Below are 16,833 nucleotides of genomic sequence, written 5' to 3'. Positions count from 1 at the left end.
CCTCGCGCGCGCATCGCGCGATGGTGCAGGGGTCATGACCTCACCCGGCGACGGCTCCCCCGATCCCTTCGACGATCTCGACGCCCCCGCCTGGGCGCGCGGGCAAGTGCGCGCCGTGTTGGGGCCGACCAACACCGGCAAGACCTATCTGGCGATGGAGCGGCTGCGCGCGCATGAGAGCGGGATGATCGGCTTTCCGCTGCGCCTGCTGGCGCGGGAGAATTACGATCGGCTGGTCCAGCTGGAGGGGCGCGCGTCGGTCGCGCTGATCACGGGCGAGGAGAAGATCGTCCCGCCGCGCCCGCGCTGGTGGATCTGCACGGTGGAGGCCATGCCGCTGCAGCAGGAGGTCGCCTTCCTCGCGGTCGACGAAATCCAGCTCTGCGCCGATCCGGAGCGCGGCCACGTCTTCACCGACCGGCTGCTGCACGCCCGCGGACGCGAGGAGACGATGCTCCTCGGCGCCGAGACCATGGCGGGCGCGATCCGAACGCTGGTCCCCGAGGCGCGGATCGAGACGCGCCCGCGCCTGTCGACGCTGAGCTGGGCCGGGGCCAAGAAGCTGGGCCGCCTGCCCCGGCGCAGCGCCGTCGTCGCCTTTTCGGTCGATCAGGTCTATCGCCTGGCCGAGCAGGTGCGCCGCCAGCGCGGCGGGGCGGCGGTGGTGCTCGGCGCGCTCAGCCCGCGCACGCGCAACGCTCAGGTGCAGATGTATCAGGAGGGCGACGTCGACTATCTGATCGCCACCGACGCCATCGGCATGGGCCTCAACATGGATGTCGACCACGTCGCCTTCGCCAGCCTGACGAAGTTCGACGGCCAGCGGCGCCGCCCCTTGTCGGCGCCGGAGATGGGCCAGATCGCCGGGCGCGCGGGCCGCCACATGAACGACGGCACCTTCGGGATCACCGCCGACGCGCCGGCGCCGGACGAGGAGGTGATCCGCCAGATCGAAAATCACAGCTTCCCGGCCGTCGCGAAGCTGAGCTGGCGCAACCGGAAGCTCGACTTCGCGAGCCCCGGCCGGCTGATGCAGAGCCTGAACCGCCCGCCGCCGCGCCCGGAGCTGGTGCGCGCCCGGGAAGCGGACGACCAGCTGGCGCTGGGCGCGCTGATGCGCGACGAGGCGGTCGCCGCCCGCGCCGCTTCGCGCGACCGGGTGCGCCTGCTGTGGGATGTCTGCCAGATCCCGGACTTCCGCAAGGTGATGCCGGAGCATCACGCCCAGTTGCTGGCGCAGATCTTCACTCATCTGGTCGATCGCGAGGGGCGCTTGCCCGAGGACTGGGTGCGCGCGCAGATCGAGCGCCTCGACCGCGCCGAGGGCGACATCGACACGCTGACCCAGCGGCTCGCCCATGTGCGCACCTGGACCTACGTCACCCACCGCGCCGACTGGACGCCCGACAGCGCCCACTGGCAGGCGCGCGCCCGCCAGATCGAGGACGCGCTGTCGGATGCGCTGCACGACCGGCTGACCGAGCGCTTTGTCGATCGCCGCGCGGCGAGCCTGAGCCGCGGGCGCGAGGCGGGGGCGGAGATGCTCTCGGCCGTGACGGCCAAGGGCGAGGTGGTGGTCGAAGGCCACGTGGTCGGCCGCATGGAGGGCTTGAGCTTCACCCCCCACGACGCCGCCGACCTGCGCGAAGCCAAGGCGCTCGCCGCCGCCGCCCACCGCGCGCTGCGCGAGGATGCGGGTCCGCGGGTCGCGCGGCTGGTCGCGGCCGACGACAGCGCCTTCGGGATGGAGCCGGACGGGCGGATCACCTGGGGCGGACGGCCGATCGCCCGGGTGACGCGCGGCGGTCAGCCGCTGAAACCCAGGGTCAAGCTGGCGGCCACCGATCTGAACGATCGCGCCTTGGAGGATCGCGTGCAGGCGCGCCTGCAAGGCTTCCTCGACCGTTTCATGGCGCGCCGGCTCGGGCCGCTGATCGCGGACGACGATCCCGAGCGGGAGGCGGCGCTGACCGGCGGCGACCCGCCGGCGCGCGGCCTGTTGCACCAGCTGCGCGAAGGGCTGGGCCAGGTCGACGCGCGCGCGGCGAAAGCGCAGATCGACGCGCTGTCGCCCGCCGGCCGCAAAGCCTTGAGCGCCGCCGGGGTCCGGTTCGGCGTCGATCACGTGTTCCTGAACAGCGCGCTCTCGCCCAAGGCGCTGCGCGCGAAGGCGATCCTTTGGGCCGTCTGGGCCGACCAGCCGACGCCGGAGACGCCGAACGTCCCGAGCCCGGCGATGCCGGCTGACGGCTGGCCGGACGCGGCGCTGGAGGCGCTGGGTTATCAACGCCGCGGCCGCACGGCGCTGCGGCTCGACCGATTGGAGCGGCTGGCCGCGCATCTGCGTCAAGCCGGGAAGGCCGGGCCGGTCGCGGCGGACGCGAAGCTTGCGGCGCGCATCGGCCTCGACCCGACGGCGCCGGACGCGCTGGAGCGTGCGGGCGAGGTGCTGCGCGCTTTCGGCTTCAAGCCGCGGGCCGCGACGCCGCCGGCCGAGGGCGGCGCGCCCGCGTCGGCGTTGTTCGATCCGCCGGCCAAGGGACGGGTCCGCGGGCCGGCCGCCAAGGCGGGGGCGAAAGGCGCGGCGAAACGGTCCGCGAAAAAAGCCGGGGGCAAGACGGCGCCGGGCCGGAAGGGCGACGCGGGGTCGACGCCGCGCGCCCCGCGCGAGCGCGCGCCCGATCCGCATTCCCCCTTCGCGGTGCTGAAGGATCTGGTGCGCCGGTGAGCGGCGCCGGGGAGACCCCGCCGACGGGCGGCGCGTCGATGCGCCTCGACAAATGGCTGTGGCATGCGCGCTTCTTCAAGACCCGCACGCTGGCGGGCGACGTCGCGGCCGGCGGGCGCATTCGGCTCAACCGCCGCCCGATCTCCAAACCGGGCCAGGCCGTGCGCGTCGGCGACGTGCTGACTTTCCCGCAAGGCCCGCACGTGCGGGTGATCGAGATCCAAGCGCTGTCCGATCGCCGCGGCCCGGCGGCGGAGGCGCAGGCGTTGTATCGCGATCTGGACCCGCCGGCGCTTAAGCGCGCCGATCCCGACGCGCCGCCCGCGCCGGCCCCGGCGGCCAAGCGCGACGCCGGCGCCGGCCGGCCGACGAAACGCGAGCGCCGACAGCTCGACCGGTTGAAACCGGACCCCGGCGACCCCTAGGTTATAAGGGAACGCGCGCGAGGGGCGGGCGCACGAGCTTTCAGGACACTCGATGATCAACCGAATCAAACAATTTTTCGTGGAGAAGGGCGGCGCCGGCTCGAAGCCGGACGGCCGGCACGACGAGGCGGAGCTGCACGTCGCCGCCGCAGCCATGTTGATCGAGGCCGCGATGATGGACGGCTCGGTCGACGCGCGCGAGCGCGAGCGCATCGGCGTGCTGATCGAACGCCATTTCGGCATCAGCCGCGACGAGGTCTCGCAGATCGTCGCCGAGGGCGAGGACAAGCAGGACGCCGCAGTCGACATCTATTCCTTCCTGCGCATCGTGAACGGGCATTTCGGCTATGACGAGCGCGTCCAGTTGATCGAGATGCTGTGGGACGTCGCCTACGCCGACGGCGAGCTGCACGACCACGAGGCCCAGCTGGTCCGCCGCGTCTCCGGCATGCTGGGGGTCGAGGATCGCGATTCCGGCGCCGCCAAGAAACGCGTCCTCGCGCGGCTTGAGACCGACGACGGCAACGGCGACGCGCTGCACCCGATGGGCTGAGGCGAGTCCCCGGCGAGCCGCGGCGAGCCGGTTCGGCGTCGCCCGCCAACTTTCTTGAAAAGCCGCCCTGCAAACCGGTTGACAAGGCGCCGCCCGCGCGGCACATACCGCGCCCGAAGCCCAGGTGGCGGAACTGGTAGACGCGCAGGTTTCAGGTACCTGTGGCCTAACGGCCGTGGAAGTTCGAGTCTTCTCCTGGGCACCAAGTTTCGATGATCGGCCGGTCGCGCGCTTCGCGACCGGCCGATCGTCTTTCGGGCCGATTTGAGCCGCGCCGCGCGCCGGGATTGCTCAAACCGACGGTTCGCGCTTGAATGCAGGCGATTCGCGGGCGAAAGCGCCGCATCGGGCGAGCGAGGGCGACCCTTTTGACCATTCATCTGCATGACGGCGACCTGCCGCCCGACGTCTCCTTCGGCGACAGCGTTGCGATCGACACCGAGACGCAAGGGCTGAACCCGCTGCGCGACCGGCTGTGCCTGGTGCAGCTGAGCGCCGGCGACGGCGTCTGCCATCTGGTGAAATTCGCGCCGGACGCCTATCAGGCCCCGAATCTGAAAAGGCTGCTGGCCGACGCCTCGGTCCTGAAGATCTTCCACTTCGCGCGCTTCGACGTAGCGGTCATCCGGCACTGGCTGGGCGTGGAGCTGACGCCGGTCTACTGCACCAAGATCGCCTCCAAGCTGGTGCGCACCTACACCGATCGGCACGGCCTGTCGGCGTTGGCCAAGGAGCTGTGCGAGATCGACATGTCGAAACAGCAGCAGTCGAGCGACTGGGCCGCGCCGGACCTGTCGCCCGCGCAGTTGGAGTACGCCGCCTCGGACGTGCTTTATCTTCACCGCATCAAGGCGACGCTCGACGCCATGCTGGCGCGCGAGGGGCGCACCCGCCTGGCCGAGGCCTGTTTCGAGTTTCTGCCGACGCGCGCCGCGCTCGACCTCGCCGGGTGGAGCGAGACCGACATCTTCGCCCACTCCTGACGTCCCCCGAACCGGCCGAGAGACGAGACGATCCCGACCATGGCGAGCCCGCTTCCCAAGAAAGACGCCGCCGCCGAGTCCGAGCCCGAGGCCGCGGCCGCGGATCGGGACGGCCAGGCCGTTCGGGACCTGGAAGCGGGCCGGCGGGTGCTGCGTCTGGAGGGGGCGGCGCTGGCGGCCTGCGCCGACGCGTTGGACGGCGCCTTCACCCAGGCCGTCTCGTTGCTGGGCGACCCCGACCGCAGCCGGCGCAGCGGACGCGTCGTCGTGACCGGCATGGGCAAGAGCGGCCATGTCGGGCGCAAGATCGCGGCCACCTTCGCCTCGACCGGCACGCCCTCGCAATTCGTCCATCCGGCGGAGGCGAGCCACGGCGATCTCGGCATGATCACCGAGCGCGACGCGATCCTGGCGCTCAGCAATTCCGGCGAGACGCCGGAGCTTTCCGACGTGCTGTCCTACGCCAAGCGCTACGAGATCCCGATCGTCGCGATCACCAGCCGGGCCGACTCGACGCTGGCGCGCGTGGCCTCCGCAGCGCTGGTCCTGCCGGACCAGCCGGAGGCGGCGACGATGGGCCTTGCGCCTACGACCTCGACCACGATGGCGATGGCGCTCGGCGACGCGCTGGCGGTCGCGCTGTTGGAGCGCAAGGGATTCACGGCGAGCGACTTCAAGCTGTTCCATCCGGGCGGCAAGCTGGGCCGCCAGCTGGCGCGGGTGGAGGATCTGATGCATCGCGGCGAAGAGGTCCCGCTGATCGGGCCGGACGCGCCGATGCAGGACGTGCTGTTGGTGATGACCTCAAAGCATTTCGGCTGCGTCGGCATCGCGGATGCGGACGGACCGTTGCAGGGCATCATCACCGACGGCGATTTGCGCCGCCATATGAGCCCGGATCTGATGCACAGGCGCGCCGGCGACATCATGACCGAGAACCCGATCGCCATCGCCCCCGATAAGATGGCGAGCGAGACCCTGGCCCTGATGAACGGCCGTCAGATCACGGCCTTGTTCGTGGTGGACAGGGACGGTCGGCCGGTCGGCGTCGTCCACATCCACGATTTCCTGCGCGCCGGCGTGGCCTGAGCGGACGCCGGGCGCCCTACCGGCGCCGCAATCCCGGGCTAGAGCGGCGCCGACACGGGCCGAGCGCGGCCCCCGACGCGAGAGATCATGACCGACCGCCGCGACCAGGAGCCGACACCGCCCCGCTCCGGCGCCGCCTCCCCGGCGGCCGGCGCGCCCCCGCGCGGCGCGCGCATCCCGTTGGGTCGGCGCGCGACGCGCTTGAATCCGGTCTACGGGCGACTGGTCGGCTGGCTCAAGGTGCTGCTGCCGACCGTGGCGGTGGCGCTCGTGCTGCTGGTCGCAGCCTGGCCCTTGATCGTCGAGCAGGAAGCCCGGTTCGCCGACGCGTTGAGCGGCGCCGACCGCCGCGCGGCCGAAAATCTGGAGGTCCGGAACGCCCGCTATACCGGGATTGAGGAGGACGGGCAGCCCTTTACGGTCACGGCCGAATCGATGCATCAGGAATCGGTCGACGCCACCGTGGTCGAGCTCGTCGGTCCGAAGGCCGACATCCTGCTCGCGAACGGCGCGTGGGTCGCCGTGACCGCGGCGAACGGGACGCTGAACCGCGCCGCGCAGGTGCTGGAGCTGACGGACGACGTGAACGTGTTCCACGACCTCGGATACGAATTCCGCACGCAACAGGCGATCCTCGATCTCGTCGGCGGCAGCGCGTTCGGCGGCCTGCCTGTCGAGGGGCAAGGACCCTTCGGCTACATCGAGGGCGAGGGCTTCCGCGTCGAGGGCCGGGGCGACCGCATCAAGCTGACCGGCAAGTCCAAGGTGGTGATCTATCCCGAGCGCGGAGACGGCTCATGAGCGCGCGGTGGCTGGCGGTCCTGCTGGCGGCGCTGCTCGCCGTCGCGGCGCCGGCGCGCGCCCAGGAGGGCGTGACGGGGGGCGACGGCGTGACGGGGGGCGACGGCGAGGACGGCGCCATCGAGATCACCGCCGAGGACGGAATCGAATGGTTCCGCGACGCCAAACAATATCGCGCGCGCGGCGAGGCGACGGCGACGCGCGGGCGGCTTAAGATCACCGCCGATATGTTGATCGCCTATTACCGCGGCGGCGAGGACGGCGAGCGGCAGGTTATTTTCCGCCTCGACGCGCTCGGCGCTGTCGAGGTCAGCAGCCCCGACGGCGTCGCGGTCGGCGACAAGGGCGTCTACCACGTGGAGAAGCAGGTCGCCGTGCTGGTCGGCGACGATCTGCGCCTTGTCACCGAAAACGCGGTCATCACGGCCGAAGAGAGCCTGGAATATTGGGAGGCGCGCTCGCTCGCCGTAGCGCGCGGAGAGGCGCTGGTGCGCCGCGAGGACCAGCGCCTGAAGGCGGGCGTCCTGACCGCCTTCATCCGCGAGACCGCGGCAGGCGGGGACGGCGGCGGCGCGGGCGGCGGCGGCGCGGACGGCGAACCGCGCGGCGACGTGGAGCGGATCGACGCCACGGGCGGCGTCCATGTCTCGACCGCGACCGAGATCGTCACCGGCCGCGAAGGCGTCTACGACGTGCAGAACGAGCGGGTGACGCTTTGCGGCGACGTCAAGATCACCCGCGATCAGAACCAGCTGAACGGCGAATGCGCCATCGTCGACATGAAGACCGGCCGCTCGCGTCTTGAAGGGCGGGGGGAAAAGGTCGAGGGCTTGATTCTTCCCACACAATAGCGCACGAACCTGATAGACTCTGAGTAGGCAGGTTTTTTGCATGGCCTCAGGGGCCAGGTGGATCGGTCGATGAGCGACTCCCGCAAGGGCGGCGGAGACGGACAGGACGGACGCGGGCCCGACAGGGATCCCCGTGACGGCCAGGAGCGACGCGAGGGCGCGGAGCGGGCCGACGCGTGGCGTCCGCGCGCGCCGCGGCTGTCCGCCCCGCCCGGCCGCGACGGCCGGTTCGGCGCGCCGCCGCCGCTGCGGCGCGCCGGCCCCGCCGGGCGCCCCGACGCCCCCGCGTCGGAGGAAAGGCCCCGCCCGCCCGCCGAGCGCCCGGCGGACTCCTCGGCGGAACGCCCGACCGATCGCCCCGCAGGCGCCCCGGCGGCGCCGGACGAGGCCGCCCCGGTCCGACGGGCCGAGCCCCGGGCGGCGAACGACGCCCCCCCGGCGCGCCCCGCGTCCGCATCCTCGTCCCGACCGCCCTCTCCCGGAGCGTCCCCGCAGACAAAATCCCAGACATCTCCGCAGAGATCCCCACAGACATCCCCGCAGACGCCCGCGGCGCCGCCCGCGCGCCCGCGCGAGGCGCCGAGCGCCGCCGATCCGCCGGGAGAAGCTGCGGACGCCCGGCGCGGCGCCGATCGACGGCGGATCGAGGAACGGCGCAGCGAGCCGCCGACGCCGATACGCGCCGCCAAGCCGACGGAGAACGCGGGCCCGCGCCGCGGGCCGACGCTGGTCGCCGCGAACGCCGGGCTCGAGATCCGCTCGATCGGCAAGAGCTTCAAGAAGCGTCCGGTTCTGCGCGACGTCTCGCTGAGCGTCCAGCGCGGCGAGGCGGTCGGGCTCCTCGGCCCCAACGGCGCGGGCAAGACCACCTGCTTCTACATCGTGACCGGCCTGATCTCGGCCGATTACGGCTCAATCTATCTCGACGGCCAGGACGTCACGGAATTGCCGATGTACCGCCGCGCGCGCATGGGCGTGGGCTATCTGCCCCAGGAGGCCTCCATCTTTCGCGGCCTGACGGTGGAGCAGAACATCCTGGCGGTGCTTGAGCTGATCGAAAAGGACCGCACCCGTCGCGAGGCGGCGCTCGAAGGGCTGTTGGCTGAATTTTCCATCAGCCATCTGCGCCGCACGCCGGCGATCGCGCTGTCGGGCGGCGAGCGCCGGCGCCTCGAAATCGCGCGGGCGCTCGCCAGTCAGCCGCATTTCGTTCTGTTGGACGAGCCGCTGGCCGGCATCGACCCGATCGCCGTGCGCGACATCCGCGAGCTGGTCAGCCACCTGAAGAATCGCGGCATCGGGGTGCTGATCACCGACCACAATGTGCGCGAGACGCTCGACATCGTCGATCGCGCCTACATCCTGCACGGGGGGTCGGTCCTGATGGAGGGGGCGCCGGACGAGATCGTCGGCAATCAGGAGGTCCGGCGCGTCTATCTGGGCGACCGGTTCAGCCTGTGAACGCCGCGCCGGGCGCGAGGCGGGGAGGCGCCTGACCCGCCATGTCGTTGACCGCCCGCCTCGATCTTCGGCAGTCGCAGCAGCTGGTGATGACCCCGCAGCTGCAGCAGGCGATCAAGCTGCTGCAACTGTCGGCCCAGGACCTCGCGGCCTTCGTGGAGGAGGAGCTGGAGCGCAACCCGCTGCTCGAGCGCGACGAGGGCCAGCGCGAAGCCGCGGACGCCCGGCTCAAAGCCGAAGACCCGGACCGCCACGCCGACGCCGCGCCGGATCGTACCGAGATGGACTCCTCCGAGATCTTGGCCGGCGACCGCATCACGGGCGCCGACGACGCGCCCGTCGACGGCGACGTGACGGCCGATTTCGAGGCCGACATCGCCGGCCCCGGCGCGTTGGCCGGCGCGTCGGGCGCGAGCGGGGGCGGCGGCTTCGACGATGCGCTTCCTAACCTGGAGGAGACGCTCGCCGGCGAGGTGACGCTCCAGGACCGGCTGATCGAGCAGCTGCAGATGGACGTCCCCGACCCAGCGGAGCGATTGATCGGGCTGCACTTGATCGAATCGCTGGATGAGGCGGGCTATCTGCGCGCCGATCTGGCGGAGATCGCCGAGCTGCTGGGCGCGTCGCTCGACGCGGTGGAGACGGTGCTGGCGAAACTCCAGCGCTTCGAGCCGGCCGGCCTGTTCGCCCGCGATCTGGCGGAATGCCTGAAGTTGCAGCTGATCGAGCTGAACCGGTTCGATCCGGCGATGGCCGCGCTGCTCGACAATCTGGAGCTGCTGGCGCGCGGCGAGCGGCAGAAGCTGATGCGTCTGTGCGGCGTCGACGGCGAGGATCTGGCGGAGATGGCGCGCGAAATCCGCGCGCTGGACCCGAAACCCGGCGTCACCCACGGGGCGGCGGCGGCCGAGCCCGTGACGCCGGACGTGTTGATGCAGCGCGGGCCGCAAGGGGACTGGATCGTCGAACTGAACCCCGACGCTCTGCCGAAGGTGCTGGTGAACGAGCGCTTCTACGCCCGCATCGCCGGCGACATGCGCGAGCGGAAAGACAAGGAGTATCTCTCCGAGCGTCTGCAGACGGCCAACTGGCTGGTCAAGAGCCTGCACCAGCGCGCCGCGACGATCCTCAAGGTGTCGAGCGAACTGGTGCGCCAGCAGGACGCCTTCTTCCGGCACGGCGTCTCGCATCTGAAGCCGTTGGTGCTGCGCGACATCGCTGAGGCCATCGAGATGCACGAATCGACCGTCAGTCGGGTCACCTCCAACAAGTACATCGCCAGCCCGCGCGGCCTGTTCGAGCTCAAATACTTCTTCACCACCGCGATCGCCGGCACGGCCGGCGATCAGACCCATTCGGCCGAATCCGTGCGCCATCGCATCCGCAGTCTGATCGACGCGGAACCCGCCGACGCCGTGCTCTCAGACGATAGGCTGGTGGAGCTGCTGCGCGAGGAGGGCGTGGACATCGCGCGGCGCACGGTGGCCAAATACCGCGAGGCGATGCGCATCCCCTCCTCCGTGCATCGGCGGCGCGCCAAGAAAGCGGCGATTTGATCGCGCCGCCGGCGCGCTGCAGAGCGCTTGACGCGCCAAGGTCCGCTCAGTAGCTTCCGCCGCCGCTCGCTCTCGCTGCGCCGGGCGCGGGATGACGCACGCCGGTTGGGGACGGCAAGCGAACAGCGCCGGACCAAAGCGCAGGCCGTTTCCGCACACGCGCCCTCGCCTGTCGCGCGGCCCCTATCAAGGGCCGTCTGCTGTGATACCATGCAGGGGCGCCGTGCGGCGGGCCGGAGGAACGAGCTCCGCCCGCGGCGCTGCTAAAGCCGCGTCGCGCGGGGTCGGGGCCTTGGACGACTGGGGGCGGGGGAGACGTTGTCCGGAGTCCCGGGCGCCCGGTCACGACGCGAAACCGGTGGTGAAGAACAAAGGATTGGTCAGGAGCGCCATGCAGCTATCCATCAAAGGCAAACAGGTCGATGTGGGCGACGCGCTGCGCACGCATATCGAAGAGCACCTGCCGGACTCGATCGGCAAGTACTTCGACAACACGACCGACGTGACGGTCACGATCTCGAAGGAAGGCCACAGCTTCACCGTCGACATCCACGCGCATGTCTCCAAGCGCGTCGAGGTGCAGGGCCACGGCGAGGGCGGCGACGCATACGCCGCCTATGAGGAGGCGGCCGAGCATGTGCTGAAGCGCCTGCGTCGGCACAAGCGCCGGCTGCGCGACCACAAGCAGAAACTGTCCACCGCCGAAGCGGTGCCCGCGCTGCAATACATCCTGGAGGCCGAGCGTCCCGAGGAAGAGGGCGAGGACGACTCCGCGCCGCCGGCCGAGCCGATCATCGTGGCCGAAACGCCGACCCAGGTGGAAAGCATGACGGTCGGCGAGGCGACGATGCGCCTTGATCTGGCCGGCGCGCCCGCGCTGCTGTTCCGCAACTCGAAGACGGGCGGCCTCAACATGGTCTATCAGCGCGCCGACGGAAATTACGGCTGGGTGGATCCGAAACTGGTTCCCGGAGAGCGAGGCTCGGGCGATTGAGCCGGCTTGAGAGGGGCGCGCCAAGCGCGTCCCGTCTCGCTTCGCGCGCAGACCGCCGGGCGACGACGCTTGGGGTTGCGCTTTCGTCGGCGGACGGCCATATGGCCGCGCTACAGCGCGATTAGGTGAGAACGATGGACATCAGCGACCTGTTGAGCGCCGAGTGCGTGATCGAGACCCTGAACGTCGCCTCCAAAAAGCAGGCGTTGCAGGAGCTGGCGAAGCGCGCCGCGGCGGCGACCGGGCTGGAGGAGCGTCGTATTTTCGACGTGCTGCTGGAGCGCGAGCGCCTGGGCAGCACCGGCGTGGGCGCGGGCGTCGCGATTCCGCACGGCAAGCTCGCGGGTCTCGATCGCCTCCAGGGGCTCTTCGCGCGGCTCGAGAAGCCGATCGACTTCGATTCGATCGATGACGAACCGGTCGACCTGATCTTCCTGCTGTTGGCGCCGGAAGGGGCGGGGGCCGACCACCTCAAGGCCTTGGCCCGCGTCTCCCGCCTGCTGCGCGACCGCCAGACCTGCGAGAAGCTGCGCGGTTCGGACAAGGCGGACGCGCTCTACGGCCTGCTCACCGAAGCGCAGACCTCCAGCCACGCGGCCTGAGGGCGCGGGGGCGCCGTCCCGTTTCGCAGGGGCGGCGTCAGCAGCCCAGGCGGCGCGCGTGCGCTTCGGGCGGGAGCCCGCGCCGGCCTGTCGGCCGCCGGGCGCGACATCCCTGTTTGAGGCCGCCGGGGCGGCCCGGCGGCCAGGCGGGGCCGGCCGGCGACCCGTGCTGACAGGAAGACGGCCTTCTCATCGGGGATGGTCAAGCGGCCTCAACGGCGTTCGGGGGCTCGCGGCGCCGCTCACTCTTCTCCCGCCGCCTCGATGCGCTCCATGTCCTCGTCGCTCAGCCCCCAATGGTGGCCGATCTCATGGATCACGACATGAGCCACCAAATGGGCGAGGTCCTCGCCGGTCTCGCACCAGTAATCGAGGATCGGGCGGCGGTAGAGGAAGATCATATCCGGTTCGGGCGCCGGGTCGGCGACGGACTTGCTGGCCAGATCGACCCCCTGATAGAGACCCATAAGCTCGAAGGGGCTTTCCAGGCCCAACTCGTCGAGCACGTCGTCGCTCGGGAATTCGTCGACGCGAAAGACGATGTCGCCCAGATGCTGGGCGAAAGCCGCCGGCAGACCCCGCAGGGCGCGACGCGCGAGCCGCTCAAGATCGTCGAGACTGGGCGGCGCTCCTTGGGCCGAGGGCTGCGTCGTCTCAGGGGGGAGGTTTTCGTCGCTCATCGCGCGCTTATATGGGAGGACGAGGGGGCGCGTCCAGCAACGGCGCGCCGAGCACGTCACCGAACCGTCAAAACCGTCAAGGAGCATCCATGGCCGAGAAGCTGACTGGCGCCGCGCGCGACGAGACGCTCGCCAAGCTGGAGGGGTGGGAGGTTCAGTCGGACCCCGACGCCATCAAAAAGACGTTCAAGTTCAAAACTTTCAACCAAGCCTTCGGCTTCATGACGCATTGCGCGTTGAAGGCGGAGAAAATGGATCACCATCCCGAGTGGTTCAACGTCTACAATACGGTCGACGTCACGCTGTCGACCCATGACGCGGGCGGGCTGACCGAACTCGACGCGGAGCTGGCGCGCTTCATGAACAACGCCGCCGCGCGGTTCGCCTAGACGCGGCGCCTCTTACGGCTTGATCTTGTAGCCGCTGCGGAACAGCGCATGGGCCGCGGCCGTCATGGCGATCGCCGCGACGAGGGCGACGCTGGCGGCCGTCGCCGGATCGACGCTCGAGCGTCCGATCATGGCGAAGCGAAAGCCGTCGATCAGATAGAGGATCGGGTTGGCCTGGAAGGCGGCGCGCCACGCTCCGTCCGGCACCGCCTCCAAGGGGAAGAAGGCGCCGGACAGGAAGATCAGCGGCAGCAGCACGAAGGTCTCCTTGCCCGACAGCCCGTCCCATTTCTCCGAGACGATCGCGGCGATCACCCCGGCCGCGGCGAACAGCAGCATGGCGCAGGCGACGAACCAGAGCGCCAAGAGCGGATGCGCCGGCCAGTCGAGGCCGAACAGCGCCATCGCCAACGCGACCGTCAGCCCGACGCCTCCGGTGATCGCGAAGGCGGACGCAATCCAACCCGCCAGAATCTCCGCCGGCGTCATCGGCGCGCTCAGCAGGTCCTCGATCGCCGCCTCCAGCTTGTCGAACATCAGCGTGTAGGCGGTGCATTCGAAGGCCCGCTGCATGATCGCGGCCATCACCAGCCCCGGCGCCAGAAAGTCGAAGAATCCGATCCCGCCGAGCGTCGGAACGGCCTCGCCCGCGGCCAGGGTGAAGACGGCGGCGAACAGGCTCGCCTGCAGCGCGGGTCCCAGAATGGCGACCCCGAAGAAGCGCCATTCACGCTTTATCTCCCGCCGGACGAGGCTTGCGACGCCCAGCCAGTTGACGGGCCCGAAACGTCGCGTGACGGGGCGGGGGCTGACGGGGCGGGGGGTGACGGGGCGGCCGGCCTCGGCCATGCGCGCGCGCTCCTCAGGCCTTCAGCTTCCAGCCGCGCCGCACCAGCATCCATGAGGTGACGAGCAGGGCGATGTTGATCGCGCTCATCACCGCGACGCCGAGCCACGGACTCGCGTCGGAGCTGTCGATGAAGCCGTAGCGGAAACCGTCGATCATGTAGAAGAACGGGTTCAGATGGGCGATGTCGTAGAACGGCTGCGGCAGCCGCTCGATCGAATAGAACGTCCCGGACAGGAACGCGAAGGGCGTGATGACGAAATTCGTGATCGCCGCCATATGGTCGAACTTGTCGGCCCAGATGCCGGCGATGATCCCGATCGAGGAGAGCATCAGCGAGGCCGCCGTCGAGAAAAACAGCACGGCCCACAAATGGTGGATCTCCACCGTCACGAAGAAGGCCATCACGATCCCGACGGACGCGCCGACCACCAGCCCGCGGGTCATGCCGGCGGCGGCGTAGGCGACGACGAATTCGGTCTCGTTGATCGGCGGCATCAGCACGTCGACGATGTTGCCCTGGATCTTGGAGATCACCAACGAGCTGGAGGTGTTGGCGAAGGCGTTCTGGACCATCGCCATCATGATGAGCCCCGGGGCCAGGAACTGCGAGAAGGTGACGCCCTGCACCGTCTCCACCGACCGGCCGAGCGCCAGCGTGAAGATCGCCAGGAACAGCAGCGTCGTCACCACCGGGGCAGCGACCGTCTGCGTCGCGACATTCATGAAACGCCGCACCTCTTTCAGATAGAGGCTCCAAAGGCCGAGCCAGTTGACCCGGCCGAAACGGCGCGGTCCGAGCGCCTTAGACAGGCGCCGGCGCGTGCCGGGCGGCGGGCGGTTGCGGTCGGCGAGCGCTTCGCCCGGCGCGGAGGGGCCCGGCGCGGAGGGGCCCGGCGCGGAAGGCGCGCTCGAGGCGGCGGAGTTCGGGCTGTCGGAAGGGGTTGCTGTCATAACGGCGCACAACATACGCCTCTCGGCCGATCGAACAAGCCGGGCGCGCCGGTCAGCCGCCCGCGTAGGCGAGATCGGGCGCCGGATCGACAGCCGCGGCGCAGCGCGCGTAATCCTGCGGGCGCCCGAACAGATATCCTTGGGCGAGATCGCAATCGAGCTCGGCCAGCAGGCGGAACTGGTCTTCGCTCTCGACGCCCTCGACCAACACCTCGCGGCCCAAGGCCCGGCACAGATCGATCGTCGCGCCGAGCAGTTTGGCGGCCTCGGGATCGTGGGCCGCGTCGCTCGGCAGGAGCGAGCGGTCGATCTTGATGACGTCGACGGGCAGGCGGACCAGCGCCGAGAGCGAGGAGTAGCCGGTGCCGAAATCGTCGAGGCTGACGCCGAATCCCTTGGCTTTCAGCGCTTCGAGCACGCCTGAGCCGCGCTCGTAATCCTGGACGGCCCAGCTTTCCGTCACTTCCAACTCGATCACCGCGGGATCGCAGCCGCTGTCGGCGCAGATCTTGGCGAGCATCTCCGGCAAGGCTTCCTGCTCCATCTGACGGGGCGACAGGTTGACGGAGATGCGCAAGTCTCGGCCGGCGAAATCCTCCGCCGCGGCCAGCCGGCAGACCTGCTGGAAGACCCACAATCCGATCAGCCGGATCGTTCCGTTCGCTTCGGCGAGCGGGATGAAGTCGGCCGGGGAGACCAGCTCGCCGTCGGCGGTGCGCCACCGCAACAGCGCCTCGTAACCGGCCGTGCGGCGGTCCATGTCCACCTTGGGCTGCACCTGGATGAAGAATTCGTCGCGGGCCAGCGCGTGGACCAGCCCGTCTTCCAGCGCCCGCGCGATGTGTTCGCGCCGATCAAGATCGGAATCGTAGAACCGCACGCCCGACGCCGGAGGCGCGATCCGCGCCTCTCGCAGGGCGGTTCGGGCCCGGGCGAAGAAGTCGACAAAGGGCTCGCCGATCGGCCCGTCCGCGCTGAAGGCCGCGCCGCCCGTGAAGCGAATGTCGATGTGACGGCCGCCGACGTCGATGTCGCGGCCGATCGCGCGGGCGGCGGCCGCAAAGGCCTCGGGCGAGCGCGGCGCTCGATCGACCGGCAGGAGGACCGCGAACTCATTGCCGTCGACCCGGCCGAGGATCGCTGGCTCCGGGAAATGATCGGCCATCCGCACGCCGATCTCGTGCAGCGCCAGATCGCCGGCCTCGTAGCCGATCCATTGATTGATCTTGCCGACGCCCGAGACGTTGAGCACGCCGAGCCACAAGGGCGCGCCGTCAAGCGCCGCCTCGATGTGGCGTTGGCGGCCGGCGGCCATGAAGCCTTCGCGATTGAGCAGCTGGGTGATGAAGTCGTAGACGCTGCGGTGGTGCATGGAGCGTTGGAACTCGCGCTCCATCGACACGTCGCGCACGACCGTCAGAAAGATGTCGCGTCCGTCGAGCGTCATGTGGGTGACGTTGACGTAGAGCTCCAACGGCCTCTCGTCGAACGCGCGGCCCGTGACGTTGCGACCCTGACCGATGATGCGCGAGCGCGACCCCTCGAAGAAGCGGTCGATGTAGTCCGCATGCTGCGCGCGATGGGCCTGCGGCAGGATGTCGTCGAGCGCGTATCCGGCCAAGCTCGGACCCGGGGCGCGGAAGATCTCGGCCGCAAGGCTGTTGGACCACAGAATGCGGCTCTGGCGGTCGACCACCACCACCCCTTCGCCCACCTTCTCCAACGCGGTTTTGTAGAACAGGAAATCGAACTGCTTCGGATCGAACACGCTCATTACGCCGACGCGACCTTTTCTCACCCGCCCGAGCGCGCAGCGCCTCGGGACCACGGCCGTGGGTATACCGTCCAAAGTCTTAACGGCGGGTTATCGCATAAGGAGAGACGGGCCTGAAAAGGTCGACGGCGGCGCCCCCTTTCGGG

At 70.0% G+C, this 16,833-nt stretch carries 16 protein-coding genes and 1 tRNA gene; 13 read left to right on the top strand and 4 right to left on the bottom strand.

What is annotated here, in order from left to right; translation table 11 throughout:
- Positions 1–34 precede the first annotated feature (34 nt).
- The 12 genes from RIB45_RS16875 (at position 35) to ptsN (ending at position 12,043) form a co-directional block, all read left to right on the top strand.
- Positions 35–2,728 (top strand): helicase-related protein, encoded by a 2,694-nt coding sequence (locus tag RIB45_RS16875; protein ID WP_350051701.1) that lies wholly within the window; start codon positions 35–37, stop codon positions 2,726–2,728.
- On the top strand, positions 2,725–3,153 hold the full coding sequence (locus tag RIB45_RS16870; protein ID WP_350051700.1) for an RNA-binding S4 domain-containing protein: 429 nt from the start codon (positions 2,725–2,727) through the stop codon (positions 3,151–3,153). The genes RIB45_RS16875 and RIB45_RS16870 overlap by 4 nt, the downstream gene beginning before the upstream one ends.
- Before the next feature lie 52 nt (positions 3,154–3,205).
- The gene (locus RIB45_RS16865; protein WP_350051699.1) at positions 3,206–3,706 is read left to right on the top strand and encodes a tellurite resistance TerB family protein; all 501 of its coding nucleotides are present in this window, start codon (positions 3,206–3,208) and stop codon (positions 3,704–3,706) included.
- Positions 3,707–3,824: 118 nt separating this feature from the next.
- Positions 3,825–3,911 (top strand) — tRNA-Leu (locus RIB45_RS16860).
- A 163-nt stretch (positions 3,912–4,074) separates the two neighbouring features.
- Complete coding sequence (locus RIB45_RS16855; protein ID WP_350051698.1) at positions 4,075–4,689, top strand: ribonuclease D; 615 nt, start codon at positions 4,075–4,077, stop codon at positions 4,687–4,689.
- 39 nt (positions 4,690–4,728) lie between these two features.
- Entirely contained in the window at positions 4,729–5,778 is a 1,050-nt protein-coding gene (locus tag RIB45_RS16850) for a KpsF/GutQ family sugar-phosphate isomerase (RefSeq protein ID WP_350051697.1), read from the top strand.
- Between the two features lie 87 nt (positions 5,779–5,865).
- A complete protein-coding gene (gene lptC, locus RIB45_RS16845) occupies positions 5,866–6,579 on the top strand; it encodes an LPS export ABC transporter periplasmic protein LptC (protein WP_350051695.1) in 714 nt (237 codons plus the stop codon).
- Complete coding sequence (locus RIB45_RS16840; RefSeq protein WP_350051694.1) at positions 6,576–7,430, top strand: LptA/OstA family protein; 855 nt, start codon at positions 6,576–6,578, stop codon at positions 7,428–7,430. Before lptC ends, RIB45_RS16840 begins: the two co-directional genes overlap by 4 nt.
- A gap of 675 nt (positions 7,431–8,105) precedes the next feature.
- Positions 8,106–8,891, top strand: coding sequence for an LPS export ABC transporter ATP-binding protein (lptB, locus tag RIB45_RS16835; RefSeq protein ID WP_350051981.1), 786 nt, complete (start codon positions 8,106–8,108; stop codon positions 8,889–8,891).
- Between the two features lie 41 nt (positions 8,892–8,932).
- Complete coding sequence (rpoN, locus tag RIB45_RS16830) at positions 8,933–10,447, top strand: RNA polymerase factor sigma-54 (protein WP_350051693.1); 1,515 nt, start codon at positions 8,933–8,935, stop codon at positions 10,445–10,447.
- A gap of 391 nt (positions 10,448–10,838) precedes the next feature.
- Positions 10,839–11,441 carry a ribosome hibernation-promoting factor, HPF/YfiA family gene (hpf, locus tag RIB45_RS16825; RefSeq protein ID WP_350051692.1) on the top strand — a complete coding sequence of 201 codons (603 nt, stop codon included), beginning with the start codon at positions 10,839–10,841 and terminating at the stop codon, positions 11,439–11,441.
- A gap of 134 nt (positions 11,442–11,575) precedes the next feature.
- A complete protein-coding gene (ptsN, locus tag RIB45_RS16820; RefSeq protein WP_350051691.1) occupies positions 11,576–12,043 on the top strand; it encodes a PTS IIA-like nitrogen regulatory protein PtsN in 468 nt (155 codons plus the stop codon).
- Positions 12,044–12,285: 242 nt separating this feature from the next.
- On the opposite strand, the gene RIB45_RS16815 is transcribed toward ptsN, so the two are convergent.
- Positions 12,286–12,723: a metallopeptidase family protein gene (locus RIB45_RS16815; protein WP_350051690.1), complete on the bottom strand. Its 438-nt coding sequence runs from the start codon at positions 12,721–12,723 to the stop codon at positions 12,286–12,288.
- Positions 12,724–12,734: 11 nt separating this feature from the next.
- Between RIB45_RS16815 and RIB45_RS16810 the strand changes: the two genes are divergently transcribed.
- Positions 12,735–13,112 carry a 4a-hydroxytetrahydrobiopterin dehydratase gene (locus RIB45_RS16810; protein ID WP_350051689.1) on the top strand — a complete coding sequence of 126 codons (378 nt, stop codon included), beginning with the start codon at positions 12,735–12,737 and terminating at the stop codon, positions 13,110–13,112.
- Between the two features lie 12 nt (positions 13,113–13,124).
- Here the strand turns inward: RIB45_RS16810 and RIB45_RS16805 are convergent, their stop codons facing one another.
- Genes RIB45_RS16805 through RIB45_RS16795 form a run of 3 tightly spaced genes read right to left on the bottom strand, consistent with a single transcriptional unit; the run spans position 13,125 to position 16,687 of the window.
- Positions 13,125–13,961, bottom strand: coding sequence for an ABC transporter permease (locus RIB45_RS16805; protein WP_350051688.1), 837 nt, complete (start codon positions 13,959–13,961; stop codon positions 13,125–13,127).
- Between the two features lie 13 nt (positions 13,962–13,974).
- Entirely contained in the window at positions 13,975–14,913 is a 939-nt protein-coding gene (locus tag RIB45_RS16800) for an ABC transporter permease (RefSeq protein ID WP_350051686.1), read from the bottom strand.
- Between the two features lie 52 nt (positions 14,914–14,965).
- Positions 14,966–16,687, bottom strand: a complete 1,722-nt coding sequence (locus RIB45_RS16795; protein ID WP_350051685.1) for a putative bifunctional diguanylate cyclase/phosphodiesterase — start codon at positions 16,685–16,687, stop codon at positions 14,966–14,968.
- Between the last annotated feature and the right edge of the window lie 146 nt (positions 16,688–16,833).

Origin of the sequence: Marivibrio sp., assembly GCF_040218065.1 — a bacterium.
Taxonomy (GTDB): Bacteria; Pseudomonadota; Alphaproteobacteria; order UBA8366; family Aestuariispiraceae; genus Marivibrio.
The sequence above is the reverse complement of the archived record's forward strand: the minus strand, read 5'-3'. Positions and strand labels throughout refer to the sequence as shown.